Source organism: Pedobacter ginsengisoli (assembly GCF_002736205.1).
In the GTDB taxonomy this organism is placed as follows: Bacteria; Bacteroidota; Bacteroidia; order Sphingobacteriales; family Sphingobacteriaceae; genus Pedobacter; species Pedobacter ginsengisoli_A.
In genome coordinates this window covers 4,402,721-4,418,941 of the sequence record NZ_CP024091.1, presented here as the reverse complement: position 1 = coordinate 4,418,941, position 16,221 = coordinate 4,402,721, and the positions used below count along the sequence as shown (strand labels likewise).

The following is a 16,221-nucleotide window of genomic DNA, read 5'->3' as shown; positions in this document are numbered from 1 at the left end:
TTTATGAAGGAAAAATCATTAAAGAATAATCTGCGACTAGGCTTAGGGCTATCGTTACTGATACTTTTTATTTCATCTCTTGCGTCGTTTATCAGCATAAAAAACCTGCTCAGAAATTCAGAACTTGTTTCGCACAGTAATGAGGTTATAACTGATCTGGAAGGTGTAATATCGACCTTAAAAGATGCTGAAACAGGACAAAGAGGTTATTTACTGACAGGGGATAGAGTTTTTTTAGAACCATACAGGGGGGCTAGACAATTAGCTGTTGAAGCTTTAGGTAAAATAAGTTCTGATACAAGAGACAACTCTTTTCAGCAGCAAAATGCGAAGGAACTACAAGGGATTATTGAAGGCCGGCTAAATATTATTGAAGCTACTATTGAATTAAAAAGTAAAGGAGCAAAGATAGGTACTGATCAGCTGCTGGATGGTAAGGTGTATATGGATAAGGCCAGAGCAGTGATTAAGAAAATGGAGGTTGAGGAAAGAAGATTGTTGGATGAGCGTACTGCCAATATGAATAAGCTGGCGGGTTATACACCAATTTTAATTCTTATAGCTGCTTTTTTTGCAATTTTAATTACAATAGTTTTTTATAGAAGGGTTTATTCGGATTTTAATACCAGAACGAAGTTGCAACGGGAGCTGGAGGAAAAGAGCCAGGAGATGGATACCAGAATTGAGGTTATTCAGGACATTGCCTCGCAGATTTCTAAAGGGGATTATCAGATCCGTCTGAATGCTGAACAAAAGGACGGGTTGGGCAGTTTGGTCGGGTCTTTAAACTCGATGGCCGAATCTCTACAGTATTCATTTTCGTTGCTGGGCGATAAAGAATGGCTTCAGTCGGGCATTGCCTCTCTGAATGAGAAAATGGTTGGGGAAAAAAGCTTGGAAGAGCTGGCCAATGATATTCTTGAAGATATTGTTACTTATACTGATAGCGCAGTTGCTGCTTTTTACCTGAGGGGGAGCAGTGAAGAATTACTACTTACAGGAAGCTATTCTCTGATAAAGAATGAAGGTATAGTACGCCTTAAATCTGGAGAAGGTGTTGCTGGTCAGGTGTTTAAATCAGGAAAGCAAATATTAATCAATGATATTCCCGAAGATGAAATGACCATTAGCTTTGCATCGGGCAGTACCAGGCCAAGAAATATTGTAGCTTTTCCTATAATTAGAAATGGTATCACTACCGGGGTATTGGAATTCGGTACGTTAGGCACTTATACTCCATTACAATTGGAGTATTTTAGCAGTATTTCGCACAATATTGGTGTTGCAGTTCATGTAGCACAAAACCGTAAAAAACTACAGGAGCTTTTAGAAGAAACCCAGGCGCAGGCAGAAGAACTGCAGGCTCAGCATAGTGAGTTGGAAGGTCTTAATGCCGAGCTGGAAGCTCAAACGCAAAAAATACAAACTTCGGAAGAGGAGCTGAGGGTACAACAGGAAGAATTATTGCAAAGCAATCAGGAACTTGAAGAAAGAACCAGTTTGCTGGAAGAAAAAAATCAGCTTATACAGGAGCGAAATCTGGATATACAGCAGAAAGCGGAGCAATTGGAGCAAAGCACTAAATATAAATCAGAGTTCCTTGCCAATATGTCGCACGAATTGCGTACGCCTTTAAATTCGATATTGCTGTTGTCTAAGCTTATGTCGGAGAACAAGGATCTCAGTACTGAATATGTAGAGTATGCGGACGTAATTCAGAGCTCGGGACAAGGGTTACTTGGGCTTATTGACGAGATACTGGATCTCTCTAAAATAGAGGCTGGTAAAATGAAACTTGAGTTTGGTGATTTTAGTGTAAATGAGGTATTAACGGACATGAAATCATTGTTTGAGCCGCTTGCTAAAAATAAAGGACTTGAACTTGTTATTGATGTTGCTACGAACGTAAGTATTATTAATACAGATAAAATGCGGCTGGAGCAGATTTTAAAGAACCTGCTATCAAATGCTATTAAATTTACAAGCCAGGGCAAGGTATCATTAACCGTAAAAAGAGATGATGCAAATAGGTTTACTCTGTTTAAAGTTACTGATACAGGTATAGGGATTCCAGACGATAAGCTTGGGCTTATTTTTGAAGCGTTTCAGCAGGCAGATGGATCGACCAGAAGAAAGTTTGGGGGTACCGGACTTGGGCTTTCAATAAGCCGGGAGCTGGCTAAGCTTTTAGGGGGTAAAATTGAACTTGTAAGTAAAGAAAATGTGGGGAGTGAGTTTACTTTCTCTTTGCCTGTAGATAGATTGGCCGAAGTTACAGTTGATGAGCCAGATGACAAGGATACTTTTGCTGTTCCGGAAAAACAAACAGAAGCTGCTTTAGAACGGTTTACGGTTGATCGTATTCCGCAAGAGGTTGAGGACGACAGGGACAGCATTAAGGAAGGCGATAAGGTGATTCTGATTGTAGAAGATGATACCGCATTTGCGAAAACCCTTTTAAATTTTACCCGTAAAAGAAATTACAAAGGTATTGTGGCTGTTAGAGGAGATGTTGGGATTGAACTGGCCAATCATTACAAGCCGCTTGCTATTCTGTTAGATATTCAGCTTCCTGTTAAGGATGGGTGGCAAGTTATGGAAGAGTTAAAATCTAATCCTAAAACCAGACACATTCCGGTTCATATTATGTCGTCGCTTGAGGTTAAAAAAGAGAGTTTGTTAAAAGGGGCCGTTGATTTTATTAACAAGCCCATTGCTCTTGAGCACATGGCTCAGATATTTCAAAAACTTGAACAAGCATTAACCAGAGGGCCTAGAAAGGTGCTTATAGTTGAAGAAAACAAACAGCATGCTCAGGCTTTAAGTTATTTTTTAAGCAATTATAACATCAACACACAGGTAGCTGGGAATGTTAAAGAGGGAATAGGTGCCCTACAGGAAAAGGAAGTGGATTGCGTGATACTTGATATGGGGATACCTGATAAAAATGCATACGAAACCCTTGAAACGATTAAGAAAAGTGAGGGACTTGAAAACCTGCCTATCATCATCTTTACCGGGAAAAACTTATCGAAGGGAGAGGAAAGCAAGATCAGACAATATGCCGATTCGATTGTGGTTAAGACGGCTCATTCTTATCAGCGGATATTAGACGAAGCGGGCTTGTTTTTACACCTCATTGAGGAGAATGAATCGGATGCAAAACATAAAAATCAGGCCACTGAAAAACTTGGTGGTCTATACGAAGTGCTAAACAATAAAACGGTGCTGATTGCTGATGATGATGTTCGGAATATATTTTCGCTTACAAAGGCGCTGGAACAGCATAAGATGAAAGTTTTGGCTGCTACGGATGGAAAAGAGGCGCTGCAGATGCTTAAAGAGAATCCGTTGATAGATATTGTGCTGATGGATATGATGATGCCAGAGATGGACGGATATGAGAGCACAAAAGAAATCAGGAAAATTCCGGCGTATAAACAATTGCCGGTTTTGGCTGTTACTGCAAAGGCAATGATGGGTGATAGGGAAAAATGTATAGCGGCAGGGGCGTCGGACTATATCTCGAAACCTGTTGATATTGATCAGCTGATTTCATTATTACGTGTGTGGCTTTACAACAAAGTGTAAATATATGGCAAAGAAAGTATTGATAATTGATGATGATAACAGGAACATTTTTGCTCTGTCGGCTGTTTTAAAGGCCAGGGGCTATCATTGTTTAACTGCTGCGGGTGGGGAAGAAGGCATAGGTTTGCTTAAAGAGAATAAAGAAATTGCAGTGGTTTTGATGGATATGATGATGCCCGGGATGGACGGATATGAGGCTATTGCTAAAATAGACGAAAGTCCTGATCTTAAGCATATTCCTGTGATAGCTGTTACCGCACAGGCTATGGTTGGCGATAGAGAACGGTGTATTAATGCGGGGGCGGTAGGTTATGTTTCTAAACCTATTAATGTTGAAGAATTAACAAGTTTGCTTATTAAATATATTTAACCTGATTGGAACTCTCTGTAATTAACGACGACCATGTTGAGATTTTACTTTCAGATCTCCTGGAGCAATATGGCTATGATTTTACAGGGTATTCAAGAGCATCTTTAAAGAGAAGAATCATTAGGCTGTATAGTTTAGATAGGGCAGTGAGCTTTGCCGAGTTCAGGTATAAGATAAATAACGACAACTTATATTTTAAACGGTTTGTAGAACAGATTACAGTTAATGTAACCGAGATGTTTAGAGATCCCGGTTTTTTTAAAACCTTAAGAGATGTAGTGCTCCCAAAGCTGGGGACTTATCCGTTTATCAGGATCTGGTTGGCGGGTTGCTCAACTGGCGAAGAGGCGTATTCAATTTCAATTATTTTAAATGAGCTTAATCTGCTGCATAAATCATTAATCTATGCTACAGACTTAAATCCCATTGTGCTGGAAAAGGCTGCTCAGGGTATGTTTGGAATGAATTATATGAAGCAATATTCTGAAAACTATATTTTATCTGGTGGTTTAAAGGATTTTTCAAGCTATTATACGGCTAATTACTCACTTGCAAAATTTAACGATGAATTAAAAAGCAAGATTATATTCTCGACACACAACCTGGTTTCTGATTACTCCTTTAATGAGTTTCAGCTTATTTTATGTAGAAATGTCCTGATCTATTTTGATCGGGAATTACAGCAAAAGGTGCTGAACCTTTTTGATGAGAGTCTTGAAGATTTGGGATATCTGGCATTGGGAACCAAGGAAACGATTAATTTTTCGGGTATTTCTGCTAAATATAAACGGTTGAATTCAGAGAAGATCTGGAGGAAAATACAATGATGAAAAAATGTGAAGCATTTATTATTGGAGGCTCTGCAGGGAGCTTGGATGTACTTTTAAAGGTGCTGCCATTAATTAATGTTAAAATAAGATTTCCGATAGTTATTGTTATTCATCGTAAGCATGGAGCAGATTCTTTATTGCCCGAATTGTTATCGAGCAAAACTGAGCTTAGTGTTAAAGAAGTAGAAGAGAAAGAGCCACTTACCGCGGGGACTATTTACATCGCACCATCAGATTACCATCTACTGATAGAACAGGACAGGACTTTCTCTCTGGATTATTCTGAGAAAATAAACTATTCCAGACCGGCAATTGATGCTACATTTCAAACAGCGGCCGAAGTATATAAAGATAAATTAGCTTGTTTATTGCTATCAGGATCGAATTCGGATGGTGTTAACGGGTTAAGCAGTGTTAAACTTTGGGGTGGGGTAGCATTAATTCAGGATCCATCAACTGCACAGGTTGCTTATATGCCGGCACAGGCTCAGGCCAACGTAAAAATAGATGCGGTTTTAAGTATAGAAGCTATTGCAGAATTTATAAATTTGTTACCCTAAACTTTTTAGTTAATCCCGGGCGCTAATGGAGAAGAATAAGAGAGTATTTGTATTTGATGACAATGCAGAAATTTTAGAGCTATGCACAATTATTCTTGAAGATGCAGGCTATGATATCAGGACATCCTCGACCTCTAATGATATTATAGGGCAGGTGCAGGCTTATGTTCCGGATATTATTTTTATGGACAATTGGTTGCCTGATGTAGGAGGGGTAGATGCAACCAGGGCGCTTAAAGCTCATGAAACACTAAAAAGCATCCCTGTAATTTATTTCTCTGCAAACAACGATGTGAAAACGTTAGCGGCCGAAGCTGGGGCAGATGGCTACTTGTCTAAGCCGTTTGACATACAGGAACTGGAAGATGTTATTAGAAAACATTTGGCAATATAAAGAACCGGCTGCATCTGAGTTAAGGTGCAGCCGGTTTTGGTATTTAGTTATGGTTATTTTACTCCTAAAACATCAACACCCTGTTCAAAAATGATGTCAACAGGAATTCCTTTTTTGGTTAGTTTATCCAGATCGGTTTGAAGTTCGGTTGAAATAACGGCATTTTCCTTTTGCGTCTTTTCTACAGCAGCCTTGTCTCCATTTCCTTGCAGCGTTATAATCAAATTGCTTAATTTATTCATTGCTGTCTCGAACTTAGAAAAGTCAACCTTGTATGTGCCGTTTTCATTTCTCACAAAGGCTCCATTCTCTTTAAAGAAGTTAAAGCATTGCATATTTGCTTTGCCATGTGCGCTTGCTGCACCAAACCTTACTGAACGAAGTATACCCGCCATATAAGTAGTGTAAAACTGCTTAATATCGCCTTCTAGTTCTTTCTTTTTAAGTAAACCTGTTACCATGTAAAGACCCAGAACATCAGCTTTTCCTTCTTCAAGCCATGAGTATTGCTCTTGCAGAGCCTCTTTAACAAAGCCTTTGCCGGTAATTGTTTTTTTGATACCTAAGCCGTGGGCAACCTCATGGAACATTACGTTGGCAAAGAAGGCCTCAAAATTGATGTATTGCTGCTGATCTTTGTCTATAAGTTCCTTGGCTATAGGGATTAGAATTTTATCAAACTTGGCTTTCATTGCATTTTTTAGCTGTGAGCGCCTTGTCCCTTTCTTTTGCTGTATGATCTCGTCATTTGGAAGGTTTACCGCAATTGTTTTTGACCCGGCATTACAATCACCGGCATAGTAGATTACGTCGTAAGCATTTAGTTCAGAATCAGTACCAGGTTTTTCTTTTTTATATTTAGCTTCAACAGGCAAGCCTTGCTGTAACTGAGGGAGCATGCTTACATACTTGGCAAGCCGTTTACTCCATACCTTGTCTTTAATGAGCACATATGCCTCGTAAGATGCACGCGCATTGAATAGTTTGTCTTCATAATTCTCAATAGGTCCTATTATAATGTCTAGGCTATTGTTTTTCATGTCTAACCACGCGTAATCACTTGCCGTATAATTATCTGTTACCAAAGCATCAGCACGAAGATTAAGGTATTTTTTAAGTCCCGCATCTTCTGCCAGTAGTGCAGCCTGCTTTAAAAGATTTGAAACTTTTTGTAGTTCAGTAGCAAAAAGAACATGATAAGGAATTGAAATCAGTTTTCCGGTGCTATCCTTTTTTATAACAGAATATTGGCCGTATTTATCTTTTGCATCAGATTTTTTAAGATCATCTTTAGTCATTCCTGCAGGATAAAAACTGGCGGCATCTGGCTTAGGGCCAATACCTGGTATAAAGGGCTTATCTCCATTAAGTCTGTCCCAGGGGCCATAGTTAATCCAGATAAAAGACTTTGTTTTTTCGTCCTTAATGGTGTTTAGTAAACTATCTCTTTGCGGGTATGCCTGTTTCCAGAATAGATCATCCATTATTTGAGCAGACTGTATCAAAAGCGGAAGTATTTTGCGCTCATTAATAGTCAGGTCATTTAAATTGGTGGTTAGCTTTACTTTTTCATAAATGTCCAGGCGCTCATTTACATACTTCTGTAAGCTGTCGTTTGCTGTTGTCTTTTCTGTTGTTTTTGTGTTTTTGTCCTGCGGGTTACCACACGAGGCAATTCCTGCAATTATTGAGCATCCAGCAATAAAAAGGCTTGCTTTGCTTATGTTTTTCATATATGAATATATTAGTACTTTTATGCCTACATCGCCTGAATTGGGCAAAGCAGATTTAATCGCATAGATTTAATTGCGACTAAAATAGTAAAAAATAGTAATTTCACGCCTTCTATCTTTTCATTATGGCACATCAGATCAAATTACGAAAGGGCTGCCCCTATATTTTAGCAATGCTTATTCTTGCCTCATGTTCAACAGGTAAATATGCCGCTACAAATAAAGTATATAAGAAAAAGGCAGGTGAGTTTGCAGAAACAATAAAGTCAATGCCGCCTGTAAATCAGGGAGTGGTGCTTTCCGATCCGACACTTCAATCATGGGTTGGCTCAGTTAATTTTGGTATACGGAGGCCGAATTTTGTGATTCTCCATCATACTGCTCAAAAATCTACTGACCAGACAATAAAAACGTTTACAATTGCTAAAACAGAGGTAAGTGCGCATTATGTAGTTGGCAGAGATGGGAAAGTTGTACAAATGGTAAATGATTATTTAAGAGCCAATCATGCTGGTGTAGGGAAGTGGGGGAACGACACAGATTTGAACTCTTCTTCAATTGGAATTGAAATTGACAATTCTGGTGCTGAGCCTTATTCTGAGCCTCAGCTAGAAAGCCTGATGACTTTGCTTGCAACATTAAAAAGCAGATATAAAATTCCTACAGCAAATTTTATAGGCCATTCTGATGTGGCACCAAGAAGGAAGGTTGATCCCGCAAATTTCCCATGGAAAAGGTTTGCTGAAAAAGGCTACGGCTTATGGTACGACAGTGTGCTTGTGATGCCGCCAGAGGATTTTGATGCAACACTTGCGTTAAAAATTATTGGGTATGATGTCAGCAATCTACCTGCGGCAATTGTGGCATTTAAGATTCACTTTGTGCAAACAGACGTTACACCGGAATTGACGCCGGCTGTTAAACTGATTCTGTTTAACTTATACAAGAAGTATATGTAAAGAACACATTCCGTCCTTTAAATCAAAGGACAGAATGTGTTATAATCTATTTATTGGCTTTTGCCCAGGCATCCTTTAGAGAAACAGTACGGTTAAATACCAGGTGCTCAGGGGTAGAATCTTTATCAAGGCAATAATAGCCTTTTCTGATGAACTGATAGCGTGCATCCTTATCAGCATTAGCAAGGTAAGGTTCAATATAGGCCTGCTTAATGATTTCTATACTGTTTGAGTTAAGATAATCTTTAAAGTCGCCCTCTTCAGCATCAGGACATTCCGAAGTAAATAAACGATCGTACATTCTGATTTCGGCACTTCTTGCATGTTTGCTGCTCACCCAATGGATGGTACCTTTAACGTTGATGCCACTAGTATCTTCCCCACTCTTAGATTCTGGAATATACGTGCAATAGATTTCGGTCACATTACCATCTGCATCTTTTTTAAAGTCTTCACATTTTACAATGTAAGCATGTTTAAGTCTTACCATTGCTCCGGGTGCAAGTCTGAACCATTTTTTTGCAGGTTCTTCCATAAAATCTTCGCGTTCAATCCACAATTCATTGCTGAAAGGAATCTCTCTTGTTCCACCTTTATCTTCCGCTTCAGGGTTGTTTTCGCCAATTAAAATCTCGTTTTGCCCTTCAGGGTAATTCGTAATTATAAGTTTAATAGGGTCCAATACCGCCATAACCCTGTTAGCAGTTTTATTTAAATGTTCGCGTACACAGAACTCTAAAAGGCTTAATTCAATTAGGTTTTCTCTTTTGGCAACTCCAATCCTCTCACAAAACTCTCTTATACTTTCTGGGGTATAGCCACGTCTCCTAAGTCCGCTTATGGTTGGCATACGCGGATCATCCCATCCACTTACCACGCCTTCGTTTACCAATTGAAGCAATTTACGCTTACTCATAACCGTATAAGAAAGGTTTAAACGGGCAAACTCATATTGTTTTGAAGGGAATATCTCAAGTTTCTCAATTAGCCAATCGTACAATTCACGATGTGCTACATACTCAAGTGTACAAATGGAATGCGTAATGAATTCAATGCTGTCACTTTGCCCATGTGCAAAATCATACATTGGGTATATGCACCATTTGTTTCCTGTTCTGTGATGTTCGGCATGTTTAATACGATAAAGCACCGGGTCCCTCATAATCATGTTAGGGCTGGCCATATCTATTTTTGCACGTAGGGTGTACGTACCATCCGGAAATTCGCCGCTTTTCATTCGGCTAAAAAGATCAAGATTCTCTTCAATGCTGCGGCTTCTCGATGGGCTGTCTTTGCCGGCTTCGGTAGGCGTGCCTTTTAATTCTGCAATCTCTTCTGCAGTGCTGTCATCCACATAAGCAAGACCCTTTTTAATAAGGGTTACGGCATATTCATAAAGAGAATCGAAATAATCAGAAGTATATAATTCGTTTTTCCACTCAAAGCCAAGCCATTTAATATCGGCTTGCTGACTGTCTACATATTCGGTTTTTTCAGTAACCGGATTGGTGTCATCAAATCTTAAGTTTGTATAACCACCATATTTTTTTGTTAGTCCAAAGTTTAAGCATATAGCTTTAGCATGGCCTATATGCAAGTATCCGTTAGGCTCTGGCGGAAAACGTGTAATAAGGGTTTCGTATTTTCCGCTATTTAAATCGTTCTCAATGATTTCTTCAATGAAGTTCAATGATCTTTCTTCACTCATAAAAACTGTAAATTTAGTGCCAAAGTTAATATAAAAGCGCTAATTTACTTACATTTACCACCTACTATTAGTATAAATTATGAGCAAAATGTTAAACAGGCCAATACGTGTTTTAGTAGCAAAGGTAGGGTTGGATGGGCATGACAGGGGCGCAAAAGTAATAGCAACTTCGCTAAGAGACGCTGGTATGGAGGTAATTTATACGGGATTACGGCAAACGCCTGAAATGGTAGTAAACACGGCTCTGCAGGAAGATGTTGATGCCATTGGTATTTCCATACTCTCAGGAGCTCACATGACGGTTTTTCCGAAAATAGTAGAGGTCATGAAGCAGAAGCAATTAAGTGATGTTTTGCTTACCGGTGGAGGGATTATTCCTGAAAATGATATGAAAAAGCTTAAAGAAATAGGAGTAGGCGAGTTATTTGCACCAGGAACTACCATGGCTACTATAGTAGATTACATTAAAAATTGGGTGGCTGAAAACAGAAATTTTTAGACTATGGATTATCAGAATATTTTATCGGAAATAAAGGAGGATATCCTTTATATTACCATAAACCGAGAACATAAATTAAATGCCCTAAATAAGGATACATTGGCCGAGCTGGCTGAAGCAATTAGGCTTGCTACTAATAACAAGGTGATAAGAGGGGTTTTAATTACTGGTGCCGGCGAAAAGGCATTTGTTGCTGGTGCTGATATTTCAGAATTTTCTAATTATAGTATTGCTGAAGGCGAAGAGCTTGCAAGAGCGGGGCAGAACACGGTGTTTGATGCAATTGAGCGCTGCACAAAGCCTGTAATTGCTGCTGTAAATGGATTTGCTTTGGGCGGAGGATTAGAGCTGGCTATGGCTTGCCATATGCGGATAGCCTCAGATAATGCCAAGCTTGGCTTGCCAGAAGTTTCCCTCGGGTTAATTCCGGGATATGGTGGGACACAACGATTGACTCAGCTGGTAGGCAAAGGAAAGGCAATTGAAATGATCACAACAGCAGATATGATCACTGCTTCCGAAGCTGAAAAAATAGGGTTAGTGAATTATGTAGTTCCACAAGCTGAGCTTATTGCTAAGGCAGAAGAAATATTAAGTAAAATAAAATTAAGAGCGCCATTGGCAATTACCGGTGCCATAAAAGCTATAAATGCATCACTATCACACGATGTTGATGGCTTTGATGCTGAGATAAAAGAATTTGGTAAATGCTTTGGTACTTTGGATTTTAAAGAAGGAACAACTGCATTTCTTGAGAAAAGAAAACCGGTATTTTCTGGGAAATAAAGTCATCATTTCGCCAAAACTCATTAGTCAATAGTAGAAACTTAGCGGCGTATTGGTTGCAAGTGAGAAATAATTGTATACTTTTTTCATAAAAGTGTAGAAAAAATTTCCCAGTAAAAAAAAACTAGCTATATTTATTTCATTAATTACGCTCTAATTTTTTAGGTAATATGAGAAAAATATTAATTGTCGACGATGAGGTAAACATCGGTGTGCTGTTGTCCAAATTTTTAACCCGAAATTCATTTAGTGTATCAACGGCTACAAGTGGTGTGACAGCAATGGATTACCTCGCTAAAGAAGCTTATGACCTTGTTTTATGTGATTATAGGCTAGAAGATACAGACGGGAGAGAGATGCTGATCAAGATAAAGGAAAGTTATCCCAGTACCGGGGTTATTATTATTACCGGCTATTCTGATATCAAGCTTGCAGTTGAACTGATAAAATTAGGCGCGTATGATTATATTACCAAGCCTCTATATCCCGACGAAATTTTAAATACCATTAATAAGGCAATTGAAACTCAAATTGCCTTAAATGTAAATCAATCTGAAACCTCGTCTGAAGCACCTAAGCAAAAGACTGCAAAGCAAGTTTACCAGCAGGTTGATAATTTTGTTACCGGTCAAAGCCCGGCTTCAAAAGAGTTAATGAAGCAGATTCAATTAGTTGCACCAACTTCTTATAGCGTAATTTTAACTGGCGAAAGTGGTACAGGAAAGGAATCTGTTGCTAAAGCAATTCATTTAAATAGCCCCAGAAAAGACCGCCCTTTTGTGGCAATGGACTGTGGTTCTCTTACTAAAGAACTGGCAGGAAGCGAATTCTTTGGTCATGAAAAAGGATCCTTTACCGGAGCACTTTATACTAAAATAGGTCATTTTGAAATGGCCAATGGTGGAACACTTTTTCTTGATGAAGTAGGTAATCTTTCATATGATATTCAGGCTGCATTATTAAGAACTGTACAGGAGAGAAAAATTAAAAGAATAGGAAGTACCAAAGAGATTGATCTGGATGTAAGGATAATTGTTGCTACAAATGAAAACCTTGGTAATGCTATTCAGAAAGGGAAATTCAGAGAAGATCTGTACCATAGGTTTAATGAGTTTTCTATTGGATTACCGCCGTTAAGTCAAAGAGGTGATGATATTATGGTGTTTGCCTATACATTTTTAGATGTGGCCAACCAGGAGCTTTCCAGAAATGTACAGGGATTTTCTGAAGAAGTTGTAGACTGCTTCCTGACCTACAATTGGCCGGGTAATGTAAGGGAACTTAAAAACGTGGTAAGAAGGGCTACTTTGCTTACCGAAAGTCAGGAAATACAATTAAAAGCACTTCCTCTTGAAATCTCTACTTATGCCAAGGCTTCGGCCATTGAAAGCTCAATTTCCCGTATTGAAAAACCAAGGGATTTGAAAAATGCTGCCCTTGAAGCGGAGTATGATGCTATTTTAAAAGTTTTAAGAGAAGTGAATTTTAATAAAACAAAGGCCGCAAAAATCCTGAACATCGACCGGAAAACATTGTATAACAAAATGAGAGCGATTAATTTGGATACGTAAAGTGTTACTGATAGCTACTGTCGTCTTTATCGGATTACTGATACTGGGATATTTCCTTGTCAGGAGTGTGCAGTTTGTTAACCGGTTGAGGAGAGAGGCTACAGGTCTAAAAAAATATAATAAATATTTACTTGAGCGGGTTGAGGTTCTTAATCTGGCTGAACGGATTACCCATCTGGGTAGTTGGGAAATTTTCGTAGAAAGCGGACAGGTTAAATGGTCTGATGAGCTTTATAAGGTATATGGGTTTAAAAATGACAACTTTTTACCCGATACGCATATCAATGAACAGGTTATAGCACCTGAATACCGGGATAAGGTAAATAAAGAATTAAAATCAGCAATTGACAACAAAACATCTTTTGCCGTTGAATATCAGATTGTGCAGCCCTCCGGAGCAAGGAAATACGTGCTTGGGCAGGGCTTTTATATTGAAGGAGAAGATAAGCTTGTTGGCACCATACAAGACATTACAGAGCTAAAAGAAGCTGTTCTAAAGTTACGTATAAACGAATCTTTGTTAAGAGAGGCCGAGATGGTTTCGCATAGTGGGAGCTGGGAATGGATTGATGGAAAAGAATTCATACTTTGGTCTGATGAAATGTATAACATACATGGCTTTCTTCCTCATTCAGTGTTTGTTAATTTTGCGTTTTATAAAGGGCTTGTCCACGATGACGACCTCTATGCCTTTATGCAGAACTTTAATAAGGCTAAAAAAGATAAGCTTCCTTTTAAAATAAACTATAGGATTGTGCTACCTGGCGGAGAGACCCGGCACGTACTTACAACAGCCGAATATAAACGAATAGGCCTGAATGAAAACTATGCCTATATTGGAAATACGCAGGATGTAACTCAATTAAGAGAGGCTGAGGTGCAACTTGAAGAAAAGATAGCCGAGCTAAATCGCTCCAATCATGACCTTGAGCAATTTGCCTATGTTGCTTCGCACGATTTGCAGGAGCCCTTAAGGAAAATACAGGCTTTTGGAGATCGTTTAAAAGATAAATATGCCGGGCAAATGAATGCTGAGGCTCAAGACTACATCAGCAGAATGCGTGGAGCTTCTGAAAGAATGCGGGCGTTAATTGATGACTTGCTTGCGTTTTCTAAGTTAACAAGAGGCAATAAAGGCTTTTCTAAACTTAAACTTGGTGATATTGTTAGAAAAACATTAAGCGATCTTGATTTTACAATTGAGCTTAAAAAGGCTACAGTAAACATTGATCTTGAAGATGATGAAATAGACGGAGTTGAAAGTCAGCTGATACAGCTTTTTCAAAATTTGATAGGTAATTCTTTAAAGTTCACAAATCAAAATGAGCCTCCATACATTTCAATATCCTGTACCACAAAATATGGATATGAATTAAGTATAACGGAGATTAATAAAAACCAGATATTTTATGTTATTGAAATAAAAGATAACGGAATTGGTTTTGAAACTGAAGAGGCAATGAAAATATTTGATATCTTTCACCGCCTGCATTCCAGAGCCGACTATGAAGGAACTGGTATTGGCTTGGCCATATGCAAAAGGATAACCGATAACCATTCTGGTTTTATTTTTGCAGAAGGTAAATCTGATGAGGGAGCTACTTTTGTTGTAGTTCTTCCAAAGAAACAAATAAAATGAAAACAATCTCATTATGAAGCAAGTAAGAGTCCTGTTAATTGACGATGATGAAGATGACTACGTTCTTACCAGGGAGGTTTTTAACCAGATATCTCCGAGATATGAACTGTCATGGGTGAACAGTTATGAGAAGGGCATTTATGCTATTTTAAAGAAACAGTTCGACGTTTTTCTTGTTGATTACAGATTAGGTAAAGGAACCGGAATAGACTTGCTCATTGAGGCTATTAATTCGGGGTGCGAAGAGCCAATAATTATGCTTACGGGTAAAGGTGACTTGGCTATTGATGAACAGGCGATGAATATTGGCGCGGCCGATTACTTGGTTAAAGACGAAATAGACCCCTCATCTCTAGATCGCAGTATCAGGTACGCTATTAAACAGGCCGGATCAGTAAAAGCCCTCAAAGCTAGCGAACGTAAGTACAGAGCTATTTTTGAACAGGCAAACGACCCCATTCTTGTGTCTGATTATTCAGGAAGAATTTACGATATCAACACCGCAGGATTAAAGTTTTTTGATTATGAACGATCAGAAATACTTCAGTTAAATACCAATGCTGTTTTTAGTAATGCTGTGGACGCAGAAAAATTTAGGGAGCTAATGGAAAGCAATGGTTCTCTGAGCGATTTTGAATGCGAACTGATTTCAAGTAAATCAGAGATTTATTATTGTAGCTTATCCTCATTTATTCAAACAGATATGGTTAATATGGAAGAGGTATATCATACCATTGTTCATAACCTTAGCCATCGAAAAAATATTGAAGAAAAATCCGTTAGTTTGGGTAAAATGTCTATTTCAGAGCATATAGCAAAGGGATTGGGCGAGGAAATAAGAGATCCTTTAAGTAGTGTGAACCTGGCATTAGATGAGCTGGCGGCGGATTCGTCAATTGTTTATAATGAAACCATTCAATCTTATCTGGAAATTATAAAAAGTAATTGCGACAGGGTAAATCAGCTGATGCAAAACTTTATTTCGAGTACAGAAACCAAGACCTTAAACCTTCAGCGGCATAATATTTTAACAGTTATTGAAGAGGCCATTTCAGAAGTGCAGGATTTAATAATTGGGCATAACATAAAGCTAACAACAGAGTTTCATCAGTCAGAGCAAAAGGTATTGCTCGATAAGCCAAAAATAAAGAACGCATTGGTCAGTGTAATAAAAAATGCAGTTGAGGCCATGCAAATATATCCTAAAATGATACATATTAGCAGCAGCTCTGATGGCGGAATGTATGAGATTGGGGTAGAGGATAATGGCATTGGTGTTGATCCTAAAGATCATGAAAAGATTTTCGAGCCATTTTTTACAACAAAAAAGCGTGCCAGCGGATTGGGGCTTACCCACACTCAGCGTGTGTTAACTACACATAATGGGTCCATTAAGCTTAAGCAACTTGCGCAAGGCAGTTTATTCCTTATTCGTATTCCAATATACCATGAGGGAACACTATGGTTTTAAACTGCATTTGGCGTAGTTATTGGTGTGCTTTTGTTAATATCTTATTTTGTATAATTGATAAAAATATATGAAACTAGTGCTGTGGCGACTGAAAGATTGGAGAGAATTAA

The 16,221-nt window shown here is 38.6% G+C and carries 13 protein-coding genes; 11 read left to right on the top strand and 2 right to left on the bottom strand.

The window, feature by feature from the left end:
• Nucleotides 1-3: 3 nt before the first annotated feature.
• The 5 genes from CPT03_RS18330 to CPT03_RS18310 are packed head-to-tail and all read left to right on the top strand — an operon-like array spanning nt 4 to nt 5,745.
• Complete coding sequence (locus CPT03_RS18330; RefSeq protein ID WP_099440186.1) at nt 4-3,591, top strand: response regulator; 3,588 nt, start codon at nt 4-6, stop codon at nt 3,589-3,591.
• Nucleotides 3,592-3,595: 4 nt separating this feature from the next.
• Nucleotides 3,596-3,961 (top strand): response regulator, encoded by a 366-nt coding sequence (locus CPT03_RS18325; protein WP_099440185.1) that lies wholly within the window; start codon nt 3,596-3,598, stop codon nt 3,959-3,961.
• Nucleotides 3,962-3,966: 5 nt separating this feature from the next.
• Nucleotides 3,967-4,788 (top strand): CheR family methyltransferase, encoded by an 822-nt coding sequence (locus CPT03_RS18320; protein ID WP_099440184.1) that lies wholly within the window; start codon nt 3,967-3,969, stop codon nt 4,786-4,788.
• Entirely contained in the window at nt 4,785-5,351 is a 567-nt protein-coding gene (locus CPT03_RS18315; protein ID WP_245869884.1) for a chemotaxis protein CheB, read from the top strand. Before CPT03_RS18320 ends, CPT03_RS18315 begins: the two co-directional genes overlap by 4 nt.
• A gap of 25 nt (nt 5,352-5,376) precedes the next feature.
• On the top strand, nt 5,377-5,745 hold the full coding sequence (locus tag CPT03_RS18310; protein ID WP_099440182.1) for a response regulator: 369 nt from the start codon (nt 5,377-5,379) through the stop codon (nt 5,743-5,745).
• Between the two features lie 53 nt (nt 5,746-5,798).
• Here CPT03_RS18310 and CPT03_RS18305 read toward each other — a convergent pair whose 3' ends face one another.
• A complete protein-coding gene (locus CPT03_RS18305; protein WP_099441176.1) occupies nt 5,799-7,478 on the bottom strand; it encodes a dipeptidyl-peptidase 3 family protein in 1,680 nt (559 codons plus the stop codon).
• Between the two features lie 125 nt (nt 7,479-7,603).
• Between CPT03_RS18305 and CPT03_RS18300 the strand changes: the two genes are divergently transcribed.
• Nucleotides 7,604-8,437, top strand: a complete 834-nt coding sequence (locus tag CPT03_RS18300) for an N-acetylmuramoyl-L-alanine amidase (protein WP_099440181.1) — start codon at nt 7,604-7,606, stop codon at nt 8,435-8,437.
• 46 nt (nt 8,438-8,483) lie between these two features.
• Here CPT03_RS18300 and CPT03_RS18295 read toward each other — a convergent pair whose 3' ends face one another.
• Complete coding sequence (locus CPT03_RS18295) at nt 8,484-10,145, bottom strand: glutamine--tRNA ligase/YqeY domain fusion protein (protein ID WP_099440180.1); 1,662 nt, start codon at nt 10,143-10,145, stop codon at nt 8,484-8,486.
• Between the two features lie 79 nt (nt 10,146-10,224).
• On the opposite strand from CPT03_RS18295, the gene CPT03_RS18290 reads away from it, so the two are divergent.
• The 5 genes from CPT03_RS18290 (at nt 10,225) to CPT03_RS18270 (ending at nt 16,111) form a co-directional block, all read left to right on the top strand.
• Nucleotides 10,225-10,644 (top strand): cobalamin B12-binding domain-containing protein, encoded by a 420-nt coding sequence (locus tag CPT03_RS18290; protein WP_099440179.1) that lies wholly within the window; start codon nt 10,225-10,227, stop codon nt 10,642-10,644.
• A gap of 3 nt (nt 10,645-10,647) precedes the next feature.
• Nucleotides 10,648-11,430, top strand: a complete 783-nt coding sequence (locus CPT03_RS18285) for an enoyl-CoA hydratase/isomerase family protein (RefSeq protein WP_099440178.1) — start codon at nt 10,648-10,650, stop codon at nt 11,428-11,430.
• A 170-nt stretch (nt 11,431-11,600) separates the two neighbouring features.
• Nucleotides 11,601-13,001 (top strand): sigma-54-dependent transcriptional regulator, encoded by a 1,401-nt coding sequence (locus CPT03_RS18280; RefSeq protein ID WP_099440177.1) that lies wholly within the window; start codon nt 11,601-11,603, stop codon nt 12,999-13,001.
• A 1-nt stretch (nt 13,002) separates the two neighbouring features.
• Nucleotides 13,003-14,640 carry a sensor histidine kinase gene (locus tag CPT03_RS18275; RefSeq protein WP_099440176.1) on the top strand — a complete coding sequence of 546 codons (1,638 nt, stop codon included), beginning with the start codon at nt 13,003-13,005 and terminating at the stop codon, nt 14,638-14,640.
• Between the two features lie 13 nt (nt 14,641-14,653).
• Complete coding sequence (locus CPT03_RS18270; RefSeq protein WP_099440175.1) at nt 14,654-16,111, top strand: hybrid sensor histidine kinase/response regulator; 1,458 nt, start codon at nt 14,654-14,656, stop codon at nt 16,109-16,111.
• Nucleotides 16,112-16,221: the final 110 nt, after the last annotated feature.

Coding starts and splice junctions, on each gene's coding strand:
- CPT03_RS18310 (WP_099440182.1), top strand. CDS start 5,377: ATGGAGAAGAATAAGAGAGTATTTGTATTTGATGACAATGCAGAAATT.
- CPT03_RS18280 (WP_099440177.1), top strand. CDS start 11,601: ATGAGAAAAATATTAATTGTCGACGATGAGGTAAACATCGGTGTGCTG.
- CPT03_RS18330 (WP_099440186.1), top strand. CDS start 4: ATGAAGGAAAAATCATTAAAGAATAATCTGCGACTAGGCTTAGGGCTA.
- CPT03_RS18315 (WP_245869884.1), top strand. CDS start 4,785: ATGATGAAAAAATGTGAAGCATTTATTATTGGAGGCTCTGCAGGGAGC.
- CPT03_RS18300 (WP_099440181.1), top strand. CDS start 7,604: ATGGCACATCAGATCAAATTACGAAAGGGCTGCCCCTATATTTTAGCA.
- CPT03_RS18290 (WP_099440179.1), top strand. CDS start 10,225: ATGAGCAAAATGTTAAACAGGCCAATACGTGTTTTAGTAGCAAAGGTA.
- CPT03_RS18305 (WP_099441176.1), bottom strand. CDS start 7,478: ATGAAAAACATAAGCAAAGCAAGCCTTTTTATTGCTGGATGCTCAATA.
- CPT03_RS18325 (WP_099440185.1), top strand. CDS start 3,596: ATGGCAAAGAAAGTATTGATAATTGATGATGATAACAGGAACATTTTT.
- CPT03_RS18270 (WP_099440175.1), top strand. CDS start 14,654: ATGAAGCAAGTAAGAGTCCTGTTAATTGACGATGATGAAGATGACTAC.
- CPT03_RS18295 (WP_099440180.1), bottom strand. CDS start 10,145: ATGAGTGAAGAAAGATCATTGAACTTCATTGAAGAAATCATTGAGAAC.
- CPT03_RS18285 (WP_099440178.1), top strand. CDS start 10,648: ATGGATTATCAGAATATTTTATCGGAAATAAAGGAGGATATCCTTTAT.